Annotated in this window: 15 protein-coding genes and 1 pseudogene; 8 read left to right on the forward strand and 8 right to left on the reverse strand. The window is 64.8% G+C overall.

Annotated elements, in window-relative coordinates; translation table 11 throughout:
- Nucleotides 1-27: 27 nt before the first annotated feature.
- Nucleotides 28-333, reverse strand: coding sequence for a hypothetical protein (locus tag ACW18B_RS08070; RefSeq protein ID WP_492051026.1), 306 nt, complete (start codon nt 331-333; stop codon nt 28-30).
- Nucleotides 334-567: 234 nt separating this feature from the next.
- On the opposite strand from ACW18B_RS08070, the gene ACW18B_RS08075 reads away from it, so the two are divergent.
- Nucleotides 568-3,597 (forward strand): sensor histidine kinase, encoded by a 3,030-nt coding sequence (locus ACW18B_RS08075; protein ID WP_492051028.1) that lies wholly within the window; start codon nt 568-570, stop codon nt 3,595-3,597.
- A complete protein-coding gene (locus tag ACW18B_RS08080; RefSeq protein ID WP_492051030.1) occupies nt 3,594-4,238 on the forward strand; it encodes a response regulator in 645 nt (214 codons plus the stop codon). The genes ACW18B_RS08075 and ACW18B_RS08080 overlap by 4 nt, the downstream gene beginning before the upstream one ends.
- 22 nt (nt 4,239-4,260) lie before the next feature.
- On the opposite strand, the gene ACW18B_RS08085 is transcribed toward ACW18B_RS08080, so the two are convergent.
- The 5 genes and pseudogenes from ACW18B_RS08085 to ACW18B_RS08105 all read right to left on the reverse strand — a co-directional run.
- Complete coding sequence (locus ACW18B_RS08085) at nt 4,261-4,791, reverse strand: helix-turn-helix domain-containing protein (protein WP_492051032.1); 531 nt, start codon at nt 4,789-4,791, stop codon at nt 4,261-4,263.
- A 229-nt stretch (nt 4,792-5,020) separates the two neighbouring features.
- Nucleotides 5,021-5,548: a DUF6702 family protein gene (locus ACW18B_RS08090; RefSeq protein WP_492051034.1), complete on the reverse strand. Its 528-nt coding sequence runs from the start codon at nt 5,546-5,548 to the stop codon at nt 5,021-5,023.
- On the reverse strand, nt 5,545-7,974 hold the full coding sequence (locus tag ACW18B_RS08095) for a M1 family metallopeptidase (RefSeq protein WP_492051036.1): 2,430 nt from the start codon (nt 7,972-7,974) through the stop codon (nt 5,545-5,547). The genes ACW18B_RS08090 and ACW18B_RS08095 overlap by 4 nt, the downstream gene beginning before the upstream one ends.
- A 90-nt stretch (nt 7,975-8,064) precedes the next feature.
- On the reverse strand, nt 8,065-10,050 hold the full coding sequence (locus ACW18B_RS08100; protein ID WP_492051038.1) for a TonB-dependent receptor: 1,986 nt from the start codon (nt 10,048-10,050) through the stop codon (nt 8,065-8,067).
- 113 nt (nt 10,051-10,163) lie between these two features.
- Nucleotides 10,164-10,832: pseudogene (locus ACW18B_RS08105) on the reverse strand (MFS transporter); the annotation flags it as partial.
- On the opposite strand from ACW18B_RS08105, the gene ACW18B_RS08110 reads away from it, so the two are divergent.
- From ACW18B_RS08110 to ACW18B_RS08120, 3 genes are read left to right on the forward strand one after another with little or no spacing between them, the layout of a single operon-like run.
- Nucleotides 10,810-11,028: an SURF1 family cytochrome oxidase biogenesis protein gene (locus ACW18B_RS08110; protein WP_492051644.1), complete on the forward strand. Its 219-nt coding sequence runs from the start codon at nt 10,810-10,812 to the stop codon at nt 11,026-11,028. The pseudogene ACW18B_RS08105 and the gene ACW18B_RS08110 overlap by 23 nt on opposite strands.
- Complete coding sequence (locus ACW18B_RS08115; RefSeq protein ID WP_492051040.1) at nt 11,028-12,380, forward strand: ATP-binding protein; 1,353 nt, start codon at nt 11,028-11,030, stop codon at nt 12,378-12,380. The genes ACW18B_RS08110 and ACW18B_RS08115 overlap by 1 nt, the downstream gene beginning before the upstream one ends.
- Complete coding sequence (locus ACW18B_RS08120; RefSeq protein WP_492051042.1) at nt 12,377-12,913, forward strand: response regulator transcription factor; 537 nt, start codon at nt 12,377-12,379, stop codon at nt 12,911-12,913. Before ACW18B_RS08115 ends, ACW18B_RS08120 begins: the two co-directional genes overlap by 4 nt.
- Nucleotides 12,914-13,038: 125 nt before the next feature.
- On the opposite strand, the gene ACW18B_RS08125 is transcribed toward ACW18B_RS08120, so the two are convergent.
- Together ACW18B_RS08125 and ACW18B_RS08130 are read right to left on the reverse strand one after the other, a co-directional pair.
- Nucleotides 13,039-14,751, reverse strand: coding sequence for a cation acetate symporter (locus tag ACW18B_RS08125; protein WP_492051044.1), 1,713 nt, complete (start codon nt 14,749-14,751; stop codon nt 13,039-13,041).
- The gene (locus ACW18B_RS08130) at nt 14,748-15,071 is read right to left on the reverse strand and encodes a DUF485 domain-containing protein (RefSeq protein WP_492051046.1); all 324 of its coding nucleotides are present in this window, start codon (nt 15,069-15,071) and stop codon (nt 14,748-14,750) included. The genes ACW18B_RS08125 and ACW18B_RS08130 overlap by 4 nt, the downstream gene beginning before the upstream one ends.
- Before the next feature lie 360 nt (nt 15,072-15,431).
- Between ACW18B_RS08130 and ACW18B_RS08135 the strand changes: the two genes are divergently transcribed.
- From ACW18B_RS08135 to acs, 3 genes are all read left to right on the forward strand, one after another.
- Nucleotides 15,432-16,475, forward strand: a complete 1,044-nt coding sequence (locus tag ACW18B_RS08135; RefSeq protein ID WP_492051048.1) for an alpha/beta hydrolase — start codon at nt 15,432-15,434, stop codon at nt 16,473-16,475.
- 21 nt (nt 16,476-16,496) lie between these two features.
- Entirely contained in the window at nt 16,497-17,816 is a 1,320-nt protein-coding gene (locus ACW18B_RS08140; RefSeq protein WP_492051646.1) for an SGNH/GDSL hydrolase family protein, read from the forward strand.
- Between the two features lie 216 nt (nt 17,817-18,032).
- A complete protein-coding gene (gene acs / locus ACW18B_RS08145) occupies nt 18,033-19,982 on the forward strand; it encodes an acetate--CoA ligase (protein WP_492051050.1) in 1,950 nt (649 codons plus the stop codon).
- Nucleotides 19,983-20,059 lie beyond the last annotated feature (77 nt).

Below are 20,059 nucleotides of genomic sequence, written 5' to 3' on the forward strand. Positions count from 1 at the left end.
CCGTTCGCCCGTCGCGCCAACGGGGCGCTATTCGTCGATATTGATGATGCGGCGGCCGTAGATCCGGGCGTCGACTGAAAACGCGCCAGGCCCCAGAACGCACAGGGCGGCGGCGTTCAGGGCGTGCAGCGCGAACAGCATGTCCAGACCCTTTGCCGAGAGAATGGCCGAGCCGATGGCGGCCATGCAGGCCAGCCCGGCGCTGAAACGCGTCATGGCGCCCATCAGCAGCGACAGGACCGTCGCAGCGATCAGGCCCCAAACCCACCAGGACACCGGTCCCAGAACAAGCGCGGCGACGACAAGAAGCAGCGCGGCGGAAATCCGCAGCAACAGGAGCGCGACCCCTGAAAGGCCCGCAGGAAAGACAAGGAAAAGATCGATCACGCGAAGACCGTCAACCGCCGACAGTCCTGCGGCCACCCCTAACTGGGCTATACTGCCCTCACCCGAATGGGGGTGACGGCGGGTGCGGCGTCATGGATGAGGTGGTCTCGCGCGATGTCGGTTCAATCTCAAAGTCCGTCTTGCAGACAGTCCAGACCGGTCGCCGCCGGTGCGGCGCCTTTGCGCGCCGCCGCCAGACTTCTTGTTCTCCTCTCGATCATCGCCACGCCGGCCCTGGCGCAGGACAAAATCCGAGCTCTCAGCCACTATGACCATACATCCTGGTCGCTACGCCAGGGCGCGCCGCCGGATGTCTGGGCGCTGGCCCAATCGAAGGACGGTTATCTTTGGCTGGGGACCGGCGCCGGCCTCTACCGATTTGACGGCATCCAGTTCGAGAAGATCGCCCTGCCTCGGGCGGAGGTTCAGAGCGGCGATGTCACCGCTTTGTTGGCGCTCCCCAGCGGTGACCTCTGGATCGGCTACATGGGCGGGGGCGCCACCCTTCTCAGGGACGGCTCTTTCACGCACTATCAGGAAGGATTTCCCAACGGGGCCACCACCCAGATTGTCCAGGATCTCGACGGGGTTCTGTGGGCGGGCACCTATAGCGGCGGACTGGCCAGGTTCGCCGGTGGGCGATGGCGCGAGGTCGGCGCATCGATGGGCTTCCCCCGCGTTCCGGTCTATGCGCTGGCCGTGACGGACGATGGAACGCTGTGGATCGCGGCGGCGTCCACGTCGCTGGGCAAGTTCAGCAACTCACGGCTGATGTACCTGAAACGCGGCGCATCGCGTTTCCAGTCGCCAAAGAGCGGCGCGAACTCTCCGCGCACCTTCGCCCGGGCGCCCGACGGCAAGACCTGGGTTTCCACGGACAAGGGCGGCCTCTATCCGCTGGAAGCCGCGCCCCAGGGGCTGCCGATGCAGCCCCTTCAACGGATGGTTTTCGACGGCTCGGGTTCGTTGTGGGGGACAAAAAGGGGCAAGGGGGTCTTCTACATCCGGCCTCAGCCGTCGGCGGATGGCCGAATGGGCGGTCCGTCGCTGGTCGAGCATTTCGGACGTCGGGACGGGCTTTCCTCGGACATCGCGGCCTCGGTGCTGGAAGACCGCGAGGGGAATATCTGGATCGGCACCAATCAGGGGCTCGACCGGTTCAGGCCCGCCAAGATCGTGCCGGAAACCGCGATCACCGACACATCGCCGGAGGGCTATCTGGCCGCCGTCGGCCCGGACCGGACACTCTATATTACCGCAGGCCGGCAGGTGTATCGGCTTGAGCCTGGCAAGGCCTTGCAGCCTCTGTTCAAGGTTTCCGACATGCTCAAGACCTTGATCGTCGGGCAGGATGGCGCGGTCTGGGCGGGCACCGAGGCCGGCCTCCAGCGCTATAGCCAGGCTGGGCTGCGCCACGTAACCCTGCCGGTTGGCGCGCGAAACGGTGTGGTGCTGTCGAGCACCGAAGATCTGCAGGGCGCGCTTTGGATTGTGGTCAAGCGCCGCGGGCTCTTTCGGCGCGATCAGAGCGGTTGGACCGCCGTCCCGCTTCCCCCTGCCTTGGCCGGCGCGGAGGTCACCCAGGTGACGTCGGACCGCGCTGGCGGTGTCTGGATCGTGTATGAAAAGGGCGTCGTCGTTTGGCGGCGCCGGGACGGTGCGGTCCGTGTGTTCACGGCCGCCGACGGACTGAATGTCGGCGACATACAGATCCTGGTTCCCAACGATAAGGGCGCCCTCATCGGCGGTGATCTGGGTCTGGCCTATTTCGACGGCCACACCATGCGCAGCTTGGGCAGCGAGCGTATTCCTGAACTCGATCGGGTGACCGGGATTGCCCAGACCGACGATGGAGAGACCTGGCTAAACGGCATACGGGGCGTGGTCCGTGTGAACACCCAGGCGCTCTATCGCGCCATGGGTGGGGGGGCAGCCCCAGCCTATGAGGTTCTGGACGTCCGTGATGGACTGCCGGGACCGGGTCAGCAGAATTCAAATGTCAGCACGCTTGTTGAAGTTCCCGACCGTCGCCTTCTGCTCCTGACCAATCAGGGGATCGGCTGGATTGACCGGTCCCGTATCAAGGGAAACACCCTGGCGCCGCCGGTGGTGATTTCGGCCGTGATCGCGGGCGGCAAGACCTATGGCGCCGGAGCCCGACTGCCGGCCGGAACCTCGGCGATACAGATCAATTTCACCGCGCTCAGCCTGGCCAATCCGGAACGCAATCAGTTCCGGTACCGTCTGGACGGGATCGACAAAGACTGGATCAATCCCGGCAGTCGTCGCGAGGCCTTCTACACCAAGCTCGGCCCGGGCCCGTACAGGTTCCACGTCATTGCCTCGAACGGCGACGGGGTCTGGAACAGGACGGGCGCGGAAACCCAATTCACCATCGCGGCGACCTTTTTCCAGACGCCCTGGTTCTACGGTCTTTGCATCGCCCTGGTGTCCCTGTTCGGGTGGGCGATCTATCGCCTGCGCATCCAGTATCTTTCCGATCGCATTCGCAGCCGGATCGAAGCCCGGCTGATGGAGCGCGAACGTATCGCTCGGGAGCTGCATGACACGTTGCTGCAGAGCATTCAGGGGCTCATGCTGCGGTTTCGCGCCGTGGCCGGCCGTCTTCCGCAGGACGATGTCCTGCGGCGCGAAATGGACACGTCTCTGTTGCGGGCCGAGGAGGCCCTGGTGGAGGGGCGCGAGCGTGTGCAGGATCTGCGAACGCCGCGGGCGGCGCCTGATCTGGCGGGCTTCTTCGCGCTGACGGCCGAGCGGCTGGCGCCGGATCACCCCAGCAAGGTGCGGGTTCTGAGCGAAGGCAGGGCGCGTCAGCTGCATCCCCTGGTCGCGGACGAACTGGCGCGCATCGGCGAGGAGGCGCTTTGTAACGCCTTCAAGCATGCCCAGGCCCGTACGATCGAGGTGGGTGTCAATTTCGGGTCGCGGTTGATGACCTTGCGGATCTTCGATGACGGCAAGGGCATCGCGCCGGAGATTCTCGAGGCCGAGGGACGGGAGGGGCATTTTGGCGTCCGCGGCATGCGGGAGCGCGCCGAGCGCATCGGCGGCGTCCTGACCTTGGCCAGCGGAAAGGGCCTCGGCACCGAGGTGACCGTGACCGTTCCGGCCAAACTCGCCTATGTCGGTCATGGATTGTTTCGGCGAGGCCCTCTGCTGGGCGGAATTCTGGGGCTTGGAAACGGATGATCTCAGACACCGCAGGTCGCGACAATCGCATCCGCGTCTTGGTCGTGGACGACCATCCCCTGCTACGGGAGGGGATCGCCGCCGTGCTCGGGATCGAACCGGACATGGAACTGGTCGGCCAGGCGACGTCGGGAGAGGAAGCCCTGGCCCTGATCGGGCCCCTGCGGCCTGACGTGACGCTGATGGATTTGCAGATGCCCGGTCTGGGCGGTCTTGAGACCATCGGCCTGATCCGCAAGGAGCGTCCCAACCATCGCATCCTGGTGCTGACGACCTATGGCGGCGACGCGCATGCCTACCGGGCGCTCAAGGCCGGCGCCGTGGGGTTCATGCTCAAGAGCGCCTTGCATCGGGAGTTGCTGGACGCCATCCGGACGGTTCACGCCGGACGACGCTATGTGCCTTCAGCCATCGCCGATGAAATCTTCGCCCACCTTTCCTCCGAACTTCTCAGCGAGCGGGAGCTGGAAGTGCTGCGGCTGGTGGCGACCGGCGAGGCCAACAAGGGCGTCGCGCGGCGGCTCGAGATATCGGAACAGACCGTCAAGGCGCACCTGAAGAACATCTTCGCCAAGCTTGAGGTCACTGACCGCACCCGCGCCGTGACGGTCGCCGCGCGTCGAGGGATCATCGATTTGTGAGGATCCGGAACGGCTGGATCCCTCAGGCTTGCCCCTGACTATCGGCTGGCCGGTGGCGACGTCGCCAGGCGTTTGGCGGCGCCCCGACCAGACGGTTGAACAGTCGGGTAAGGTGAGGTTGATCCGCCAGGCCGCAATCGATGGAGATTTCGGCGATCTGCAAGTTTGTCGACGTTAGAAGGTGCTTGGCCCGCTCCACGCGGCAGTGAATGACATATTGGGAGAAGGTCTGGCCAAAGGTCAGCTTGAACGCCCGCGAGAAGTAGCTGGCGCTGAGTTGGGCCTGCTTTGCGGCGTCGTCGATCCGCAGACTTTCGGACAGGTTGGCGCGGATATAGTTGTCCACGCGCTTCGCCTGCCAGGTGGCCAGGCCGCCGCGATCGGTCCGGGGCTTGCGATGGGCCACGGCGATCAGCGAGTAGGCCTGCTCGATGCATCTGCGAGCCGATGCCCCATCCCGCTCGAAGGTGGACAGGGCGCTATTGAGCAAATGCTCAAGAGCGGCATGGTCGACCCGGGCGTCTGAGTGTTCGCTTTTCTCAAGATACGCCATGGCCCACTCCTCTGTCAGCTCGACAGACCGTGCGAGCCGAGTGACGGCGGTTTTCAACACGGACGGTGATGCGTCGCGGCGAAAACGATCAGATTGAAGCGGTAGGATGAGGGGTATTCTGCGCTGCAGCATGCGCCAAGAGAGTAGGGAGGCTATCACCCAAAAGGGTGGCCCCCCGGGCCTGCGGGCAATGCAGGAGGGCGAAGGGCGTTAAGGTCGCGATTCCGGGTCAGTCGCCCTTGGGCTCAACGGGGCCCAGGGTCTGGGGCCAGCCTGCGTCAGCGCCCTGAAACACCAGGGTGCGGGTTACGCCCAGGCGGCGGATGTTCACCTGGTTGACCTCGTCGCCATAGACGTCGCCAAACATGGTTGCGCGCACCTCGATGGCGGCGCGCACGTCGTCCGGGGGCGCCTTCCCTGCGTACTCAAACCGCACCTCGTCCGCGCCCAGGGTCATGTCCGTCAAGGTCAGATCGATCGTGTGGCTGTTCACGCTGACGCTGAAGGTCTGCAGCATATACGCCTTCAGGGCGTCCACGGCGTCGGGGTCGTCGAGGCTGGTCTGGGCGTCCGGCGCGATCAGGGCCAGGGCCGGCTCGGCGTCGTGCGTCGAGATCCGGTGGCTGACCTTGATCGCGCCAGTCTTGGCGTCCAACTCCACGACGCTCAGCGCGCCGTGGCCGCGATGCGCGGCCGCCGGGAGCGGCGCGAGCCCAAGGCTCGCCGCTAAGAGGATGGCGGCCGCGCGGGCGATCACTTGGAGTCTTCGTCCTTCTTGGGCGCGGGAGCCTCGAGGGTCCCCAGGCCGCCGGGCTCGACCTTGAGATTGGCGTCCTTCATGCGGTTCGTCGTCTCCCGCGGCTTCTGGATCTTCAGCGTCGTGGGGGTGATGGTTCCCGTATAGACGTTGTTGCCGCGATCGGCGTCGGCGGTCTCCCACAGCGGATCGATCTGGGCGGCCTTCAGGTCCTTGGTCGAAACATATTGCCACGTGACCTGCTTGGCGCTCTTGCGCCAGATTTCGGCCGGGATGCGCACGGTTTCGCTCGTGCCGTCCGCGAAGTCCATTTTCAGGATGACCGGCATCACCAGGCCGCCGATGTTGCGGAAGGTGAAGCGATAGAGGTTGTCCTTCAGGTCCTGGGCCGCCTGTTCCTCGGGCGTGAGGTCCTCGCGCGCGGTCTTGGCCTTCTTGCGGGCGCTGTCGAACACCGAGAACTCGTCGGTCTCATCGTAGAAATCGCGGACCTTGGGGTCTCGCTCGATGACGGTCGGCTGCTTGTTGTTGGCGGCGGTGAGCGACTTCGGTTCCGTGTCGCTCTCCGTCTTGCGGACGCCGGCTTCAAGGTCGGGATCGCCGCTGTCGATGCGCGCCTTGACGATCTTGTCCAGGGCGATGTCGACGTGGTCGGTCGAGTAGAACCAGCCGCGCCAGAACCAGTCCAGATCAACGCCGGATGACTCTTCCATGGTGCGGAAGAAGTCGTATGGCGTGGGGTGCTTGAAGCGCCAGCGGTTGGAATATTCCTTGAAGGCCCGGTCGAACAGCTCGCGGCCCATGATCGTCTCGCGCAGGATCACCAGGGCGGTCGCCGGCTTGGAATAGCCATTGGGGCCAAACTGGATCACCGAGTCCGACTGGGTCATCAGCGGCACCTGGTCCTGGCTGACCATGTACTCGACGATGTCCTTGGGTTCGCCGCGCCGTGAGGGGAACTTCTTGTCCCACTGCACCTCGGCCTGGAACTCCAAGAAGCTGTTGAGGCCCTCGTCCATCCAGGTCCACTGGCGCTCGTCGGAATTGACGATCATCGGGAAATAGTTGTGGCCGACCTCGTGGATGACCACGCCGATCAGCCCGTACTTGGCGCGTTCGGTATAGGTGAGGGCGCCGGTCTTCTTGTCCTTCACCGGCCGGGGGCCGTTGAAGCTGATCATCGGATATTCCATCCCCCCGACCGGGCCGTTGACCGACTGGGCCACCGGATAGGGGTAGGCGAAGGTGAAGTCCGAATAGACCTTCAGGGTGTGGGCGATCGACTTGGTCGAATAGGCGTCCCAAAGCGGGCGCGCTTCCTTGGGGAAGAACGACATCGCCATGACCACGGGATAGGCGGCGTCGCCTTCCTGTTTCACGCCCAGGGCGTCCCAGACGAACTTGCGCGAGCTGGCCCAGCCAAAGTCACGCACATTGCTGGCCTGGAAGATCCAGGTCTTCTGGGTGGTGGCCTTGCCCTTTTCGGCCGCCGCGGCCTCGTCGGGCGTGACGACATAGACCGGCTCGCTGGCGGTGCGGGCCTTGGCCAGGCGGTCGCGCTGGGCGGCGCTCAGCACGGAGCCCGGATTTTGCAGGACGCCGGTGGCCGAGACCACGTGGTCGGACGGCGCCGTCAGGGCGACGCGGTAGTCGCCAAACTCCAGGGTGAATTCGCCGGCGCCGAGGAAGGCCTTGTTGTGCCAGCCCTCATAGTCCGAATAGACGGCCAGGCGCGGGAACCACTGGGCCCCCTCATAGATGCAGTTGCCGTCCTCGCCCTTGCCGGTGAAGCACTCATAACCGCTGCGGCCGCCGACGACCTTGTTCTCGACCATCGGCAGCGACCATTCGATCGTGAGCTTGGTCTCGCCGCCATTGGCGCGAACCGCCGTCGGCAGATCGACGCGCAGGAGCGTGTCGACCACGGTGAACTTCAGCGCGCGGCCCTGGGCGTCCTTCACCGATTTGATGGTGAAGCCGCCTTCCCAGTCCTTGAGGCGCTGGATGCGGCGCACCTGGCCCAGGCTGATGCTGTCGCCCGAGACGGTCTCGGTCAGCCTGCTGATCGAGTCGCGCTTGTAGTCCTGGTCCAGCAGCAGCCACAGATAGGGCAGGCTGTCGGGCGAGTTGTTGCGATAGGTGATCGTTGCCTGACCGGTGAGCAGCTTGCTGTCTTCGTCCAGCCGAACGGCGACGTCGTAGTCGACCTTCTGCTGCCAGTAGCGATAGCCGGGCGCGCCTGAGGCGTTGCGATAGTCGCTGGGGGCGGGCCAGTCTTCACCTTCCAACTGGCGGAACTTGTCGTCGAACGGCGCCTTGGTTTGCTTGATGGCGTCAGCCTGCGCGCCGGAAACAAATGATGCGGCGAGCGCGGCTGCGATGACGCCGGCCACGGCGTAGCGAATGGAACGCTTAGACAAGTGCAAAAATCCCCTCGGACACAGAACCCGGATGAAACCCCAGGGGGAACTTGGCCATAGATGAAGGGAAAATCACCCCATTTCTGTCGTGAAAGGTCAGAAATTGATCTTCAATCCCGCCCTCAGAGCGCGAGGTTCGACCGGATGGAAGTGGATGTCGTCGATCCCGCCGGTCGGCTCGGACGGCAGGCGCGAGGCGTAGACATAGGCGATGTCGTCGCGTTGGCTGTTGGTCAGGTTGAGCACCTCGACCATCAGGCTGACCGACCCGAAGCCTTGGACGAATAGCGCATTGACCAGGCTTGTCGGCCTTGAGCGCACCGAATTGTCCTCGATCAGCGGTGCGGCGCCGAGGCGGCGATAGGTGAGCGACAGGGTCGAGGCCTCGCCCAGCATCCAGCTGGCGCCGCCGCTCAGCACGGAACCGACCGCATTGGGGATATGGTCGCCATTGGTGAACCGGGCGTGGGTCCCGGCGTAGGAGGCGGTGACGTTCAGGCGCGCGGTCGGCCGCCAGTCGGCCAGAAGCTCCACGCCCTTGCGCCGGGTCGCGCCGCTCGCTTCGGTGAATCCGGCGTCGCCGACATAGACGAGTTCGGAATCGACGTGCAGCGCCCAGGCCGCCGCCGTCAGGGTGAGACCCTCGACCTTCCAGCGCAGTCCCAGTTCCGCGCCGTCCGACGGCGACAGCAGCGGGGCGGGCTGAGCCGGGTCACCGGTGACGGGGTCAACGGTGATCACCGCCCCTCGGGCGTCGTTGGAATGGAAGCCGCGACCGGCGTCGGCATAGAGTTCGAAACGCTCTGAAGCCCGCCAGGCCAGGGCCAGCTTGGGGCTGAGCAGCACATCACTGACCGCGCCGGCGTTGCGCGGATCTCCGGCCTGGACGTCCGCGCCCATGGCGTCGGCGCGCAGACCCAGGGTGGCGTCGAGCTTGCCGAAACGCTTGCTGGCCTCGCCCCACATCGCGGTCGACCATTCGGTCAGGGAATCCTGGCGGACGACCTCGCGGCGCGCCCGGGCGGTCGTCCGGTAGAGGCCGACCTTGCCGATGTCGTCGATCCGGGCCGAAACGCCGGTTCGGGCGCTCCAGCCCTGGCCGAGGCGCCAGCGCTTGGTCAGCGAACCGCCGTAAATCCAGCGCTCGTCGAGCTGTTCGAACTGGTCGCCGTTGACCGGGTCGTCGAGGAAGTAGGTAAAGTTTGAAAACAGATCCAGCTTGTAGCGCTGGACATACACCACGGTGTCCAGGCCCTTGAGAAGGTCACGCCGGCGCGCCGAAAGAAGATAGCGCGAGGTTTCGCCGCCGTCGGTTGCATCCACCGCGTCCAGCCGGTCCAGCTGCCCGCTCTCGACCGCACGACGGGGGATCTGGTCGGTAGCGTTCCAGTCGGCTCCGTAGGCGAGGGCGGTCAGGGACCAGCCGCCGACGACAGCCCGGCCCATGAGGTTGGCCTTGCGCAGATCTTCGGGCGCAGACCATGGACCCTGAGCGCTGGAGACGTCTGCGGCGACCATGACGTTCGGGCTCAGGGCCTTGGAGCCCACACCGCGAAAATAGGCGTTCTCGCCGGTCCAGGCCTGCAGGCCGTCGCCATGCAAGTGGTCGGCGGTCTCGAAGGCCACGGCGGCGGCCGTGGCGAAATCGCCGTTCTCGGCCGAGTAGGGCCCCTTCTTGAAGGCGACGTCGTGGACGAACTCCGGCGTCAGCATGTTGAGGTCCAGATAGCCCTGACCATGGCCGTGCGAGGGCAGGTTCAGCGGTACGCCGTCGAGCGAGGCGGCGAGGTCTGTCCCGTGATCCAGGTTGAAGCCGCGCAGGAAGTACTGATTGGCCTTGCCGGCGCCGGAGTGCTGGGTCGCCGCCAGGCCGGGCACGACTTCGATCAGTTCGCCGGGACGCAGCAGCGGTCGCACGGCGAAGTCGGCAAAGGCCACCCGACCCTCGCTGGCCGAAACGGCGCGGCCAAGCTCATTGGCGCGCTTGCCCCAGACCGAGACCGCCTCGACCTCCTGGGCCCGAGCCAAGGCGGGCGCGCAGGCGGCCAGCAAAGAAAGCACAAGTCGTGTACGTCGCCCCATCCCGCCTCTTTAGGGGCTCGGTCAAATCAAGCCAAGCCAGGCGCGGCGCGCAAAACGGAGAAGCGGAAGCAGCTCCTCGGTGAGGGATCGCCAGGCTTGTCAGGCGCTCAGGGTCAATCGTTCAAATGCAGACGCCGGTTGATCGTCAGGGCCACCAGCGTGCAGAGCGCGCCCGAGGCGAGGTAGAACCCGATCGCCGGCAGGCCAAAGCGGCTGGCCAGGCCCAGCGCCGCCAGCGGCGCAAAGCCGGCCCCGATCAGCCATGACAGGTCGGAGGTCACGGCGGCGCCGGTATAGCGATAGCGTTTGGAAAAGTTCGAACTCACCGACCCTGCGGCCTGGCCAAACGACAGGCCCAGAATGGCGAAGCCCACCAGCAGGTAGATGGCTTCTCCGGTCGGACCGCCGGCCAGCAGGCGCGGGGCCAGCAGGCTGAAGGCGCCGATCAGCAGGGCGCTCAGCGCCAGTTGGTTGCGACGATTGATCCGGTCGGCGATCCAGCCTGACGCCATGATGCCCAGGATGCCGACACAGGCGCCGACCATCTCGATCCGCAGGAAGTTCACCACCTGCTCGTCTGTGTACAGCGCGACCCATGACAGCGGGAACACCGTCACCAGATGGAACATGGCGAAGGTGGCCAGGGGGGCGAAGGCGCCGATCAGCACATTGCCGCCCTCGGCGCGCATCAGCTGGATCACCGAGACCGGACGCAGCTCGCGGCTTTCGAACATCGCGCCGAAGTCCTCGGTGGCCACGATGCGCAGGCGGGCGAACGTCGCGCCCTATTTCGTCGATGCGGACGCTACGCCCAATCCCGGCGGCTGGCCGTTGGGCGGTCTGACAGTCATCCGCTTCCCAAACAGCCATCTCGTCTATGCCTTCACCTGGTTTGGTCTGGCCCTGATGACGGCGGCGGCGGGCGCCTATCTGGTCATCGATGAGCGCCGCGCGCGGCGCGCCGTGCTAGAAGCCTGATGATGCAATCCACAGCGCGGTTGATCCTGGACGGAACGGCGTCGTGGCTGTCGGGCGTTCGGGCGGCGACCAACGCCACGGCCCCGGCCGACGCCACGGCGCGGCAGAACATGCTGCAGCTGATCCACCTGCGCTGGATCGCGGTGGCCGGCCAGGTCGCGACGATCCTGCTCGTCCACTACGGGTTCGGCTTTGCTCTGCCGCTGGGCGCCATGGTGGGCGTCCTGGCCGCCCTGGTGGCCTTGAACCTGCTCAGCCTGCAACGCTTGAAGCGCCCTCAGCCCCTGGGCCGCAACGCCCTGTTCCTGGCCCTGGCCTTCGACGCCCTGGCCCTGACCGCCCAGCTCTCCTTGAGCGGCGGCGTGACCAATCCCTTCACGCTGCTCTACCTCTTGCACGTCATCCTGGGCGCGGTGTTGCTGGAGGCTTGGGCGACCTGGGCGATCGTGGGGCTGACCAGCCTGTGCTTCCTGGGCCTGACCAATCTCTATCGGCCGATCTCGGCGCCCGGCCTGGCGGACCGGGACTTTTTCCGCCTGTTCATTCTGGGCCTGGTGATCGGTTTCGTCATCGACGCCATCCTGCTGGTGGTCTTCATCGGGCGCATCAACGCCAATCTCAGGGGGCGCGACGATCGCCTGGCCGATCTGCGCCAGCGCGCCGCCGAAGAGGATCACATCGTCCGCATGGGTCTGCTGGCCTCCGGCGCCGCGCACGAACTGGGCACGCCCCTGGCCACGCTGGACGTGATCCTCAGCGACTGGCGACGCATGCCGGTATTCGCCGCCGACCCCGAACTGGCCCAGGAACTGGAGGACATGCGGGCCGAGGTTCTGCGGTGCAAGACCATCGTCACGGGCGTGCTGCTGTCGGCGGGCGAAGCGCGGGGCGGCGAACAGCACGTGACGACGCTGAGCGGTTTCATGGACGAAGTGGTCGGCGACTGGCGAAACAGCCGCGCCGGCGACGGCCTGGCCTATGAGGCCGACCTGCCGTCCGGGGTCTCGATCGTCTCGGATTCCGCACTCAAGCAGGTGATCCACAACGTGCTCGACAACGCCGCCGAAGCCTCGCCCAACGGAGCGAAGATCGGGGCGCGGGTCGAGGGTGGCGACCTCATCATCCTCGTGGAGGACGAAGGGCCGGGTTTCGAGCCGACCGCCCTGTCTGATTTCGGCAAGCCCTACAACTCGTCCAAGGGCAGGGCCGGCGGCGGACTGGGCCTGTTTCTTGTCGTCAACGTCGTCCGCAAGCTGGGGGGCGCGGCCAAGGCGGCCAACCGCTCGAGCGGCGGCGCGCGCGTGACCTTGACCCTCCCTTTGGCCTCCTTGCGGATCGAGGCGTCAAAATGAGCGATGACCGTCGCCTGATCCTCATCGAGGATGACGCCAAGTTCGCGGGGGCGCTGAAGCGTTCTTTCGAGCGGCGGGGTTTCGCCGTTGTCCACGCCCAGGGCCTCGAAACCGCGCGCGATCTGCTGGCGGATTTCTCGCCCCGGTACGCCGTGGTCGACCTCAAGCTTGCGGGTGAATCGGGCCTGGCCTGTGTCCGGGCGCTGCATGCCCATGATCCGGAGATGCTGATCGTCGTCCTGACCGGCTTCGCCAGCATCGCCACGGCGGTCGAGGCCATCAAGCTGGGCGCCTGCCACTACCTCGCCAAGCCCTCCAATACCGACGACATCCTGGCCGCGTTCGACAAGGCCTCGAGCGGGGATGCAAGTGCGCCGATCGTCGAACGTGCGACGTCGATCAAGACCCTGGAATGGGAGCGTATCCACCAGACCCTGGTGGAGACCGACTTCAACATCTCCGAAACCGCCCGGCGCCTGGGCATGCATCGGCGGACGCTGGCGCGGAAACTTGAAAAGCGCAGGGTGTCGTAGAGCCGGCGGTAGCTGAAGCGCCCGCGATCGCGGGCGCGACAAGTGGCTCATCGGCCCCTGTGCGGAGGCCGAGGCGCCGGTCGGGGGATAGCCCCGCCGGCGCCGTTCCTGTCGATGGACGTTGGCTAGTGATCCACGGTGGCGCTGACGCCAATACCCGTTTCGGACCGAACCAACTGTTCGCTGAAGCCGTCGCGATCCACGACCGACCTTGGGCTCCGGTCAAGGACGGAGAAGAGCCATATGCCCAAGAACCCGGCCGTCATGGAGAACAGGGCGGGTGAGGTGAAAGGAAATATCGCCTTGTCGTGCCCCAAGGCTGTCACCCAGATCGATGGCGAGAGGATCATCAGCACCAGGGCGGTGGTCAGGCCCAGGAAACCGCCAATGACGGCGCCGCGGGTCGTGCAGCCTTTCCATAACAAACCCAGCAGGAGGACGGGAAAGTTGCCCGACGCCGCAAGGGCGAAGGCCAGGGAGACCATGAAGGCCACGTTCTGCTTCTCGAACAGGATGCCCATCACGACCGCGATCAGGCCCAGGACCACGGTGGTCGCGCGTGACACGCGCAGCTCGTCACGAGACGTGGCCGCGCCGTGCTTGAACACCGTCGCATAGAGATCATGGGAAATCGCCGAAGCGCCCGACAGCGCCAGGCCTGCGACCACGGCCAAAATGGTGGCGAAGGCCACGGCGGAGATGAAGCCGAGGAAGATGTTGCCCCCGACCGCCTGCGCCAGGTGGATCGCGGCCATGTTTCCGCCCCCTCTCAAGCCGCCTTCGAGCGTCAGAAACGCTGGATTGCTGGCGACAAGAACGATAGCGCCAAAGCCGATGATAAAGGTCAGGACGTAGAAATAGCCGATCCAGGTCGTCGCCCACAGAATGGACTTGCGGGCTTCGCGCGCGTCGGGAACCGTGAAAAAGCGCATCAGGATATGCGGCAGGCCGGCTGTGCCGAACATCAGCGCCATTCCAAAGGAAATGGCCGAGATCGGATCCTTCAGGAAGCCGCCCGGGCCCATGATTGCGTCGCCCAACCGCGCGGCCTCTTGCGGATTGGCGCCCGCCTTGGCGGCCAGTTGAGTCTTCACCTCAATCGCCTGGGCGAAGAGCGCATCTGGCGAAAAGCCGACCGAGGCCATCACCATGAAGGCCATGAAACTCGCGCCGCCCAGCAGCAGTACGGCCTTGGTGATCTGCACCCAGGTTGTGGCGGTCATGCCGCCAAACAGCACATAGAGGATCATCAGGACGCCAACCACGCCCACGGCGTAGCGATAGGGCAGGCCAAACAGCAGCTGGATCAGTTGCCCCGCCCCGACCATCTGAGCGATCAGGTAGAAAATCACGACAATCAGGGTGCTGGACGCGGCGAAGGTTCTCACCGGCGCCTGGGCGAAGCGATAGGACGCGACGTCACCGAAGGTGAAGCGGCCCAGATTGCGCAGTTTTTCGGCCATCAGAAACATCAGGATGGGCCAGCCGACCAGGAAGCCGATCGAATAGATCAGCCCGTCATAGCCATCGGTGAAAATCTGGGCCGAAATACCCAGGAATGAGGCGGCTGACATGAAGTCGCCGGCGATGGCCAATCCGTTCTGGAAGCCCGTAACCTTGCCTCCGGCGGTGTAAAAATCCGACGCGGTCTTGGTCCGACCCGCGGCCCAGCGGGTGATCCACAGGGTGAGCGCCACGAAGGCTGCGAAGATGGCGATGGCGGTCCAGTTGAGCGGCTGACGTTGGGCTTGGCCGTCCAGACCGGCGGCCGAGGCGACGCTTGCGAGCGGCAGGCTGGTCAGGGCGACCATCCAGGCGAGGGGGCGCCAACGGCTCATCGCGAAGCCCTTTCGACGATCTGGCGGGTCAGTCGGTCGAACTCACCATTGGCGCGCACGACGTAGACACCGGTGATCAGCACGGTGAAGGCGATCAGCGCCAGGCCCACCGGAATGCCGATGGACATCGCGCCGGCTCCGACCTTGTGGGCCATGATCGATTTGTCGAAAGCGATCACGCCAATATAGCCAAAATAGGCCACCAGCATCGCAACCGTCAAAACCCAACGCAGGCGGCCGCGTCGCGCCACCAGCCTTTGAAACTCGGGGTCGTCGAGCACTCTATCCAAAACTCTGGGGTCCATGCGTGTGTCGCTCATGAACGGGCCTCCCTGTTCTTTTCAAGAGATGTAGCGCGACGAAGTGCGAATGAGCAAACGATTGCTTTAAGCCTGGGAATAGGCCTAAAGGATTCGAGGCGGAAGGCTCCCCGCAGAGGGATCCGCCGCCTGCCAACGACAATCTAGGGGGAGGTCTGGGTGAAAAATCGATTGCCTATAATCGCCGTGCAAGGTCGTGGAACCGGAGCGATCGGTCAGAACCCTGCGGCCACTCAGCCGATCCCTGGTCCGGGATTTGAAGGCCGGCGGCATCGTCTCCGCGGTCTGGATCGAAAAAAGGCGATCCGATCGATGGTCGGGTTGGGAGCTGTCGCGATCGCGACGATGATGGCTCTGAGCTTGACCCAAGAGGCCGCTCACGCGGCCGGCCTTGATGTCAGCGCTCAAGGCGCGGTGACTATCAATGGTCTGACTGTGCCGCTGTCAGACCGCACCAGTCCCGAGGCGCAGGCCTATGTCCGTCACATTCTTGTTGATCGCCCCTTCGCCGGCGGCCCCAGCGCCACTGCGGACATCGCCGGATATCGCCGTCGGCAAGATGAGATCATGGAGACCTTCCTCACGCCGATCCGAGCGCGTTACGCCGTCAATGTCGAGGCGCGGCGCATCGGCGGGGTGCTCACCGACGTCGTCACGCCGGCCCATGGCGTGGCGCCGGACAATGCCCATCGTGTGCTGATCAACATCCACGGCGGCGGCTTTCTATCGGGGGCCCACAGCGCGGCGCTCGTCGAATCCATCCCGATCGCGGCCACGATGGGCATCAAGGTGGTCAGCGTCGATTATCGCATGAGCCCCGAGGTCAAGTTCCCCGCCGCGTCCGAGGACATCGCGGCCGTCTATGCTGAAATGCTCAAGACCTACCAGCCATCTCAGATCGGTATCTATGGATGCTCGGCGGGCGGCATGTTGGCGGGGCAGGCGATCGGGTGGTTCCAGGCCAACGATCTGCCTCGCCCAGGGGCTATCGGCGTCCTCTGCGCGTCGCTGGGCAAATTGGTCAGCGGCGACTCCGCCTATCTGGCCGGCCCGCTCAACGGCTTTCCTGCGCCGCCGCCGGCGCCCGTGCAGGGGCGACCCCACGGCGGCATGACCTTCGCCTATCTCGCCGACGTCGCCGACGATGACCCGCGCGCCTATCCCGAGATGTCGCCGGCGCTGCTGGCGAGCTTTCCGCCAACGCTGCTGATCACCGGAACCCGGTCCATGGAACTGAGCGCGGCGACCTATTCCCACAACCAGTTGGTCAAGGCCAAGGTCGATGCGCGGCTGCACGTTTGGGACGGTCTGGCCCATGCCTTTCTCTACAATAGTCAATTGCCGGAATCTCGCGAGGCCTACGACGTCATCGCGGACTTCTTCGACAAGACGCTTTCTCATTAATTTGACAGCCTGGTGCAAGACATGTGGAAGTCATTCATCACAGCCGCCTTTGTTGGCGGTCTTCTTTGCGGGGCTGTTGGCAACGCCGCCGAGACGACGAACGACAAACCGGTAGCCGCCGCGCCACAGACCGGTGAGCGCTGGGTCAGTTCATGGGGAACGGCCCTGGAGCTTACCCCGCCACCTGTCCTTAATACGCCTCGGCCGCCCCCCAGCGTCTTCAAGGCCATGGCGTCCATGCCGCGGCCAATCCTTCCCTATCCCGATAGGTTGGCCGACCAAACCGTCCGCATGATCCTGCAGACAAGCCTGGGCGGAAAAGCCGTCCGCATACAGCTTTCCAACGCCCAGGGGCGCTCCCCTTTGATCATCGCCGCCGCGCATATCGCGATCCGAGCCCAGGACGCCGCGATCGTCCCCAGTTCCGACCGCGTCGTCAGCTTTGGCGGCAAGGCGACTGTGACGATTCCGCCGGGGGCGATGATCGTCAGCGACGCCATAGCTCTGCCCGTGTCGGCGGGGCAGGAACTGGCGGTGTCGCTCTATGTTCCGGCCCAGACCGAAGGCCTGACGGTCCATCCCGTCGGCCTAAATCCCACCTACATCACAAGCGGCGACACGACTGGTGCGACGACGCTAGAGGCGCCCAATGTCGTGCGGTCCTACTTCTGGCTCGCGGGTGTGGAGGTCCTGGCCGACAACCCCCGGGGCGTTATCGTGGCGTTCGGCGACTCGATCACCGACGGCTTCGCCACGACGCCGGGCGCGCACGCGACATGGCCCGAAGTCCTGGGGCGAAGACTGCGCGCCGATTCCCAAACTCAAGGGTGGGGCGTCATCAATGTCGGCATTTCAGGCAATCGCCTTCGACGGGACGGCGCGGGCGCCAGCGCGATGGCCCGGTTTGATCGTGATGTGTTGAGCCGGCCGGGCGTGCGGTGGATCGTTCTGCTTGAGGGGGTCAACGACATCAACATGACAGTGATGCCCGGATCGCCGCTCGCCGAGCACACGACCGCCGAGCAGATCATCGATGGCTACAACCAGTTCATCGAGAAGGCCCACCTGCATGGCATCAAGGTGATGGGCCTGACCATCATGCCCACGGAGGGCGTGTGGCTGCACACGCCGGAAGGCGAAGCGATGCGCCAAGCCGTCAATCACTGGATCAGGACCAGTGGGCGGTTCGACGCGGTCACCGACTTTGATGCGGCGGTGCGCGATCCGGCTCAGCCAATGCGGCTTCGCGCCGACTTCGATCCAGGCGACCACATCCATCCCAACGATGCAGGAAACCAGGCCATGGGCGCCGCAATCGATCTTGTCCACTTCAGCCGCTAGAGGGCGCTGCAACTCACCAACCCGTCGTGGGCCTAGCCACGGCAAGGGTCCCCAATCCTCAACAACGCTCGATGCGCGCACGACAATGTGTGCGTCGCCGCAGCGCCAACCGATCGCCTGACCTGCAAGGCGACTGCTCCCGCGAAGATCACGCAGGTGATCTTCGCGGGAGGCCTTTTGCAGGACCCCACGCGATGTCCTGATCCGGAGTAGAATGTGCCAGGAAACAAGTTCGCCGTACGGCATGACTGGGCGCAAGGCGCCCATATTGATGCGGCGGGTTATGAGGCTGCAATCCAGCACGCCCGTCAGGATCCCAGCCTCTACTGGGAGCAAATGTCGCGGCGGCTCAGTTGGATCAAGGCTCCGACCCAGATCAAGGACGTGTCGTTCCACCAGGCGGATTTCCGTATCCGTTGGTTTGCCGACGGCGTGCTGAACGTCTCGGCCAATTGCCTGGACAGGCACCTGCCGCACAGAGCGGACGATGTTGCAATTATCTATGAGGGTGACGAACCCGACCAGCAGACCCTGATCACCTACGCGCAGGCCCACGCCGAGGTTTGCCGCTTCGCCAACGTCCTCAAGGCGCATGGCGTCAAGAAGGGCGACCGGGTCACACTCTACATGCCGATGGTCCCGGAGGCGGCCTTCGCCATGCTGGCTTGCTCTCGCATCGGCGCGGTCCATTCGGTCGTGTTCGGAGGCTTCTCCCCTGAAAGCCTGGCCAGCCGCATTCAGGATTGCGGATCCCAGGTGGTGATCACCACCGACGAAGGCGTCCGCGGCGGCCGTCGAACGCCGCTCAAGGCCAATGTCGACCAAGCGCTTGCGCACTGTCCCGAGGTAAGGGCGGTGATTGTCACGAGCCGCACCGGGGCGCCCGTTCCGATGCAGCCCGGGCGTGACTTCGCCTATGACGTGGAGCGGACCAAGGTCGGTCCCGACTGCCCGCCCGAGCCGATGGGCGCTGAGGACCCGCTTTTCATCCTCTATACCTCCGGCTCAACGGGCAAACCCAAGGGCGTGCTGCATACGACGGGAGGCTATTTGGTCTGGGCGGCCTATACGCATGAAGCGGTCTTCGACTACCGCCCCGGCCAGATCTATTTCTGCACGGCCGATATCGGTTGGGTGACCGGGCACAGCTATGTCGTCTACGGCCCCCTGGCCAACGGCGCGACGACGGTGATGTTTGAGGGGACGCCCACATACCCCGATGCATCGCGCTTGTGGCGCATCACCGACAAGCATCAGGTCAATATTCTCTACACCGCCCCGACGGCCATTCGCGCCCTGATGCGCGAGGGAGAGGGCCCGGTTCAGGCGACCTCGCGCGCCTCTCTTCAGCTCTTGGGCACGGTTGGTGAGCCGATCAATCCGGAAGCCTGGCACTGGTACCATCGCGTCGTTGGAGAAGGCCGATGCCCCGTCATTGACACCTGGTGGCAAACCGAGACCGGAGGGGTCCTGATTGCGCCCCTTCCGGGGGCGACGCCCCTCAAGCCGGGGTCGGCCACCAAGCCCATGCCCGGCGTTCAACCCTGTTTGATGGACGCTGCCGGCAAGGTGTTGGAGGGCGCTGCAGAAGGCGCGCTGTGCATTGCCGACAGTTGGCCGGGCCAAATGCGCAGTCTCTACGGAGACCACGGGCGGTTTTTCCAGACCTACTTCTCGACATACCCCGGAACCTATTTCACCGGCGATGGGTGCCGTCGCGACGCCGATGGCGACTACTGGATTACGGGACGCCTGGACGATGTCATCAATGTCTCAGGCCATCGCTTGGGCACGGCCGAGATCGAATCCGCTCTTGTGGCGCACCCCGCCGTCGCTGAGGCGGCCGTCGTGGGCATGGCGCATGATCTAAAAGGGCAGGGGATCTATTGCTACGTCACCCTCAATGTTGGTGTTGAGCCCTCAGAAGCCTTGAACCGAGACTTGGTTTTGTGGGTGCGCCGAGAGATTGGCCCTCTGGCGAGTCCTGACGCCCTCCAGTTCGCGCCAAGTCTTCCAAAGACCCGGTCGGGCAAGATCATGCGACGCATCCTGCGCAAGATCGCCGACAATGATCTTGCAAACCTGGGCGACACCTCAACCCTTGCTGATCCTGCCGTCGTTGATGAGCTGATTGCCTGCCGTGCGCCGTCAACGATCCAACCCTAGCGGCTTTACGCCCTTGCAACTTGAGAAATAGCCTCCAAGATTGATGTGGCAATCGTTTGCCACATCAATCTGTTTCT

The sequence above is a fragment of the Caulobacter sp. FV2ps19 genome, from assembly GCF_058681035.1.

What these genes read in the sequence shown, in the direction of transcription:
- ACW18B_RS08080 (WP_492051030.1), top strand. Translation starts at nt 3,594, where the DNA reads ATGATCTCAGACACCGCAGGTCGCGACAATCGCATCCGCGTCTTGGTC.
- ACW18B_RS08085 (WP_492051032.1), bottom strand. Translation starts at nt 4,791, where the DNA reads ATGGCGTATCTTGAGAAAAGCGAACACTCAGACGCCCGGGTCGACCAT.
- ACW18B_RS08100 (WP_492051038.1), bottom strand. Translation starts at nt 10,050, where the DNA reads ATGGGGCGACGTACACGACTTGTGCTTTCTTTGCTGGCCGCCTGCGCG.
- ACW18B_RS08110 (WP_492051644.1), top strand. Translation starts at nt 10,810, where the DNA reads ATGCGCAGGCGGGCGAACGTCGCGCCCTATTTCGTCGATGCGGACGCT.
- ACW18B_RS08115 (WP_492051040.1), top strand. Translation starts at nt 11,028, where the DNA reads ATGATGCAATCCACAGCGCGGTTGATCCTGGACGGAACGGCGTCGTGG.
- ACW18B_RS08120 (WP_492051042.1), top strand. Translation starts at nt 12,377, where the DNA reads ATGAGCGATGACCGTCGCCTGATCCTCATCGAGGATGACGCCAAGTTC.
- ACW18B_RS08125 (WP_492051044.1), bottom strand. Translation starts at nt 14,751, where the DNA reads ATGAGCCGTTGGCGCCCCCTCGCCTGGATGGTCGCCCTGACCAGCCTG.
- ACW18B_RS08130 (WP_492051046.1), bottom strand. Translation starts at nt 15,071, where the DNA reads ATGAGCGACACACGCATGGACCCCAGAGTTTTGGATAGAGTGCTCGAC.
- ACW18B_RS08140 (WP_492051646.1), top strand. Translation starts at nt 16,497, where the DNA reads ATGTGGAAGTCATTCATCACAGCCGCCTTTGTTGGCGGTCTTCTTTGC.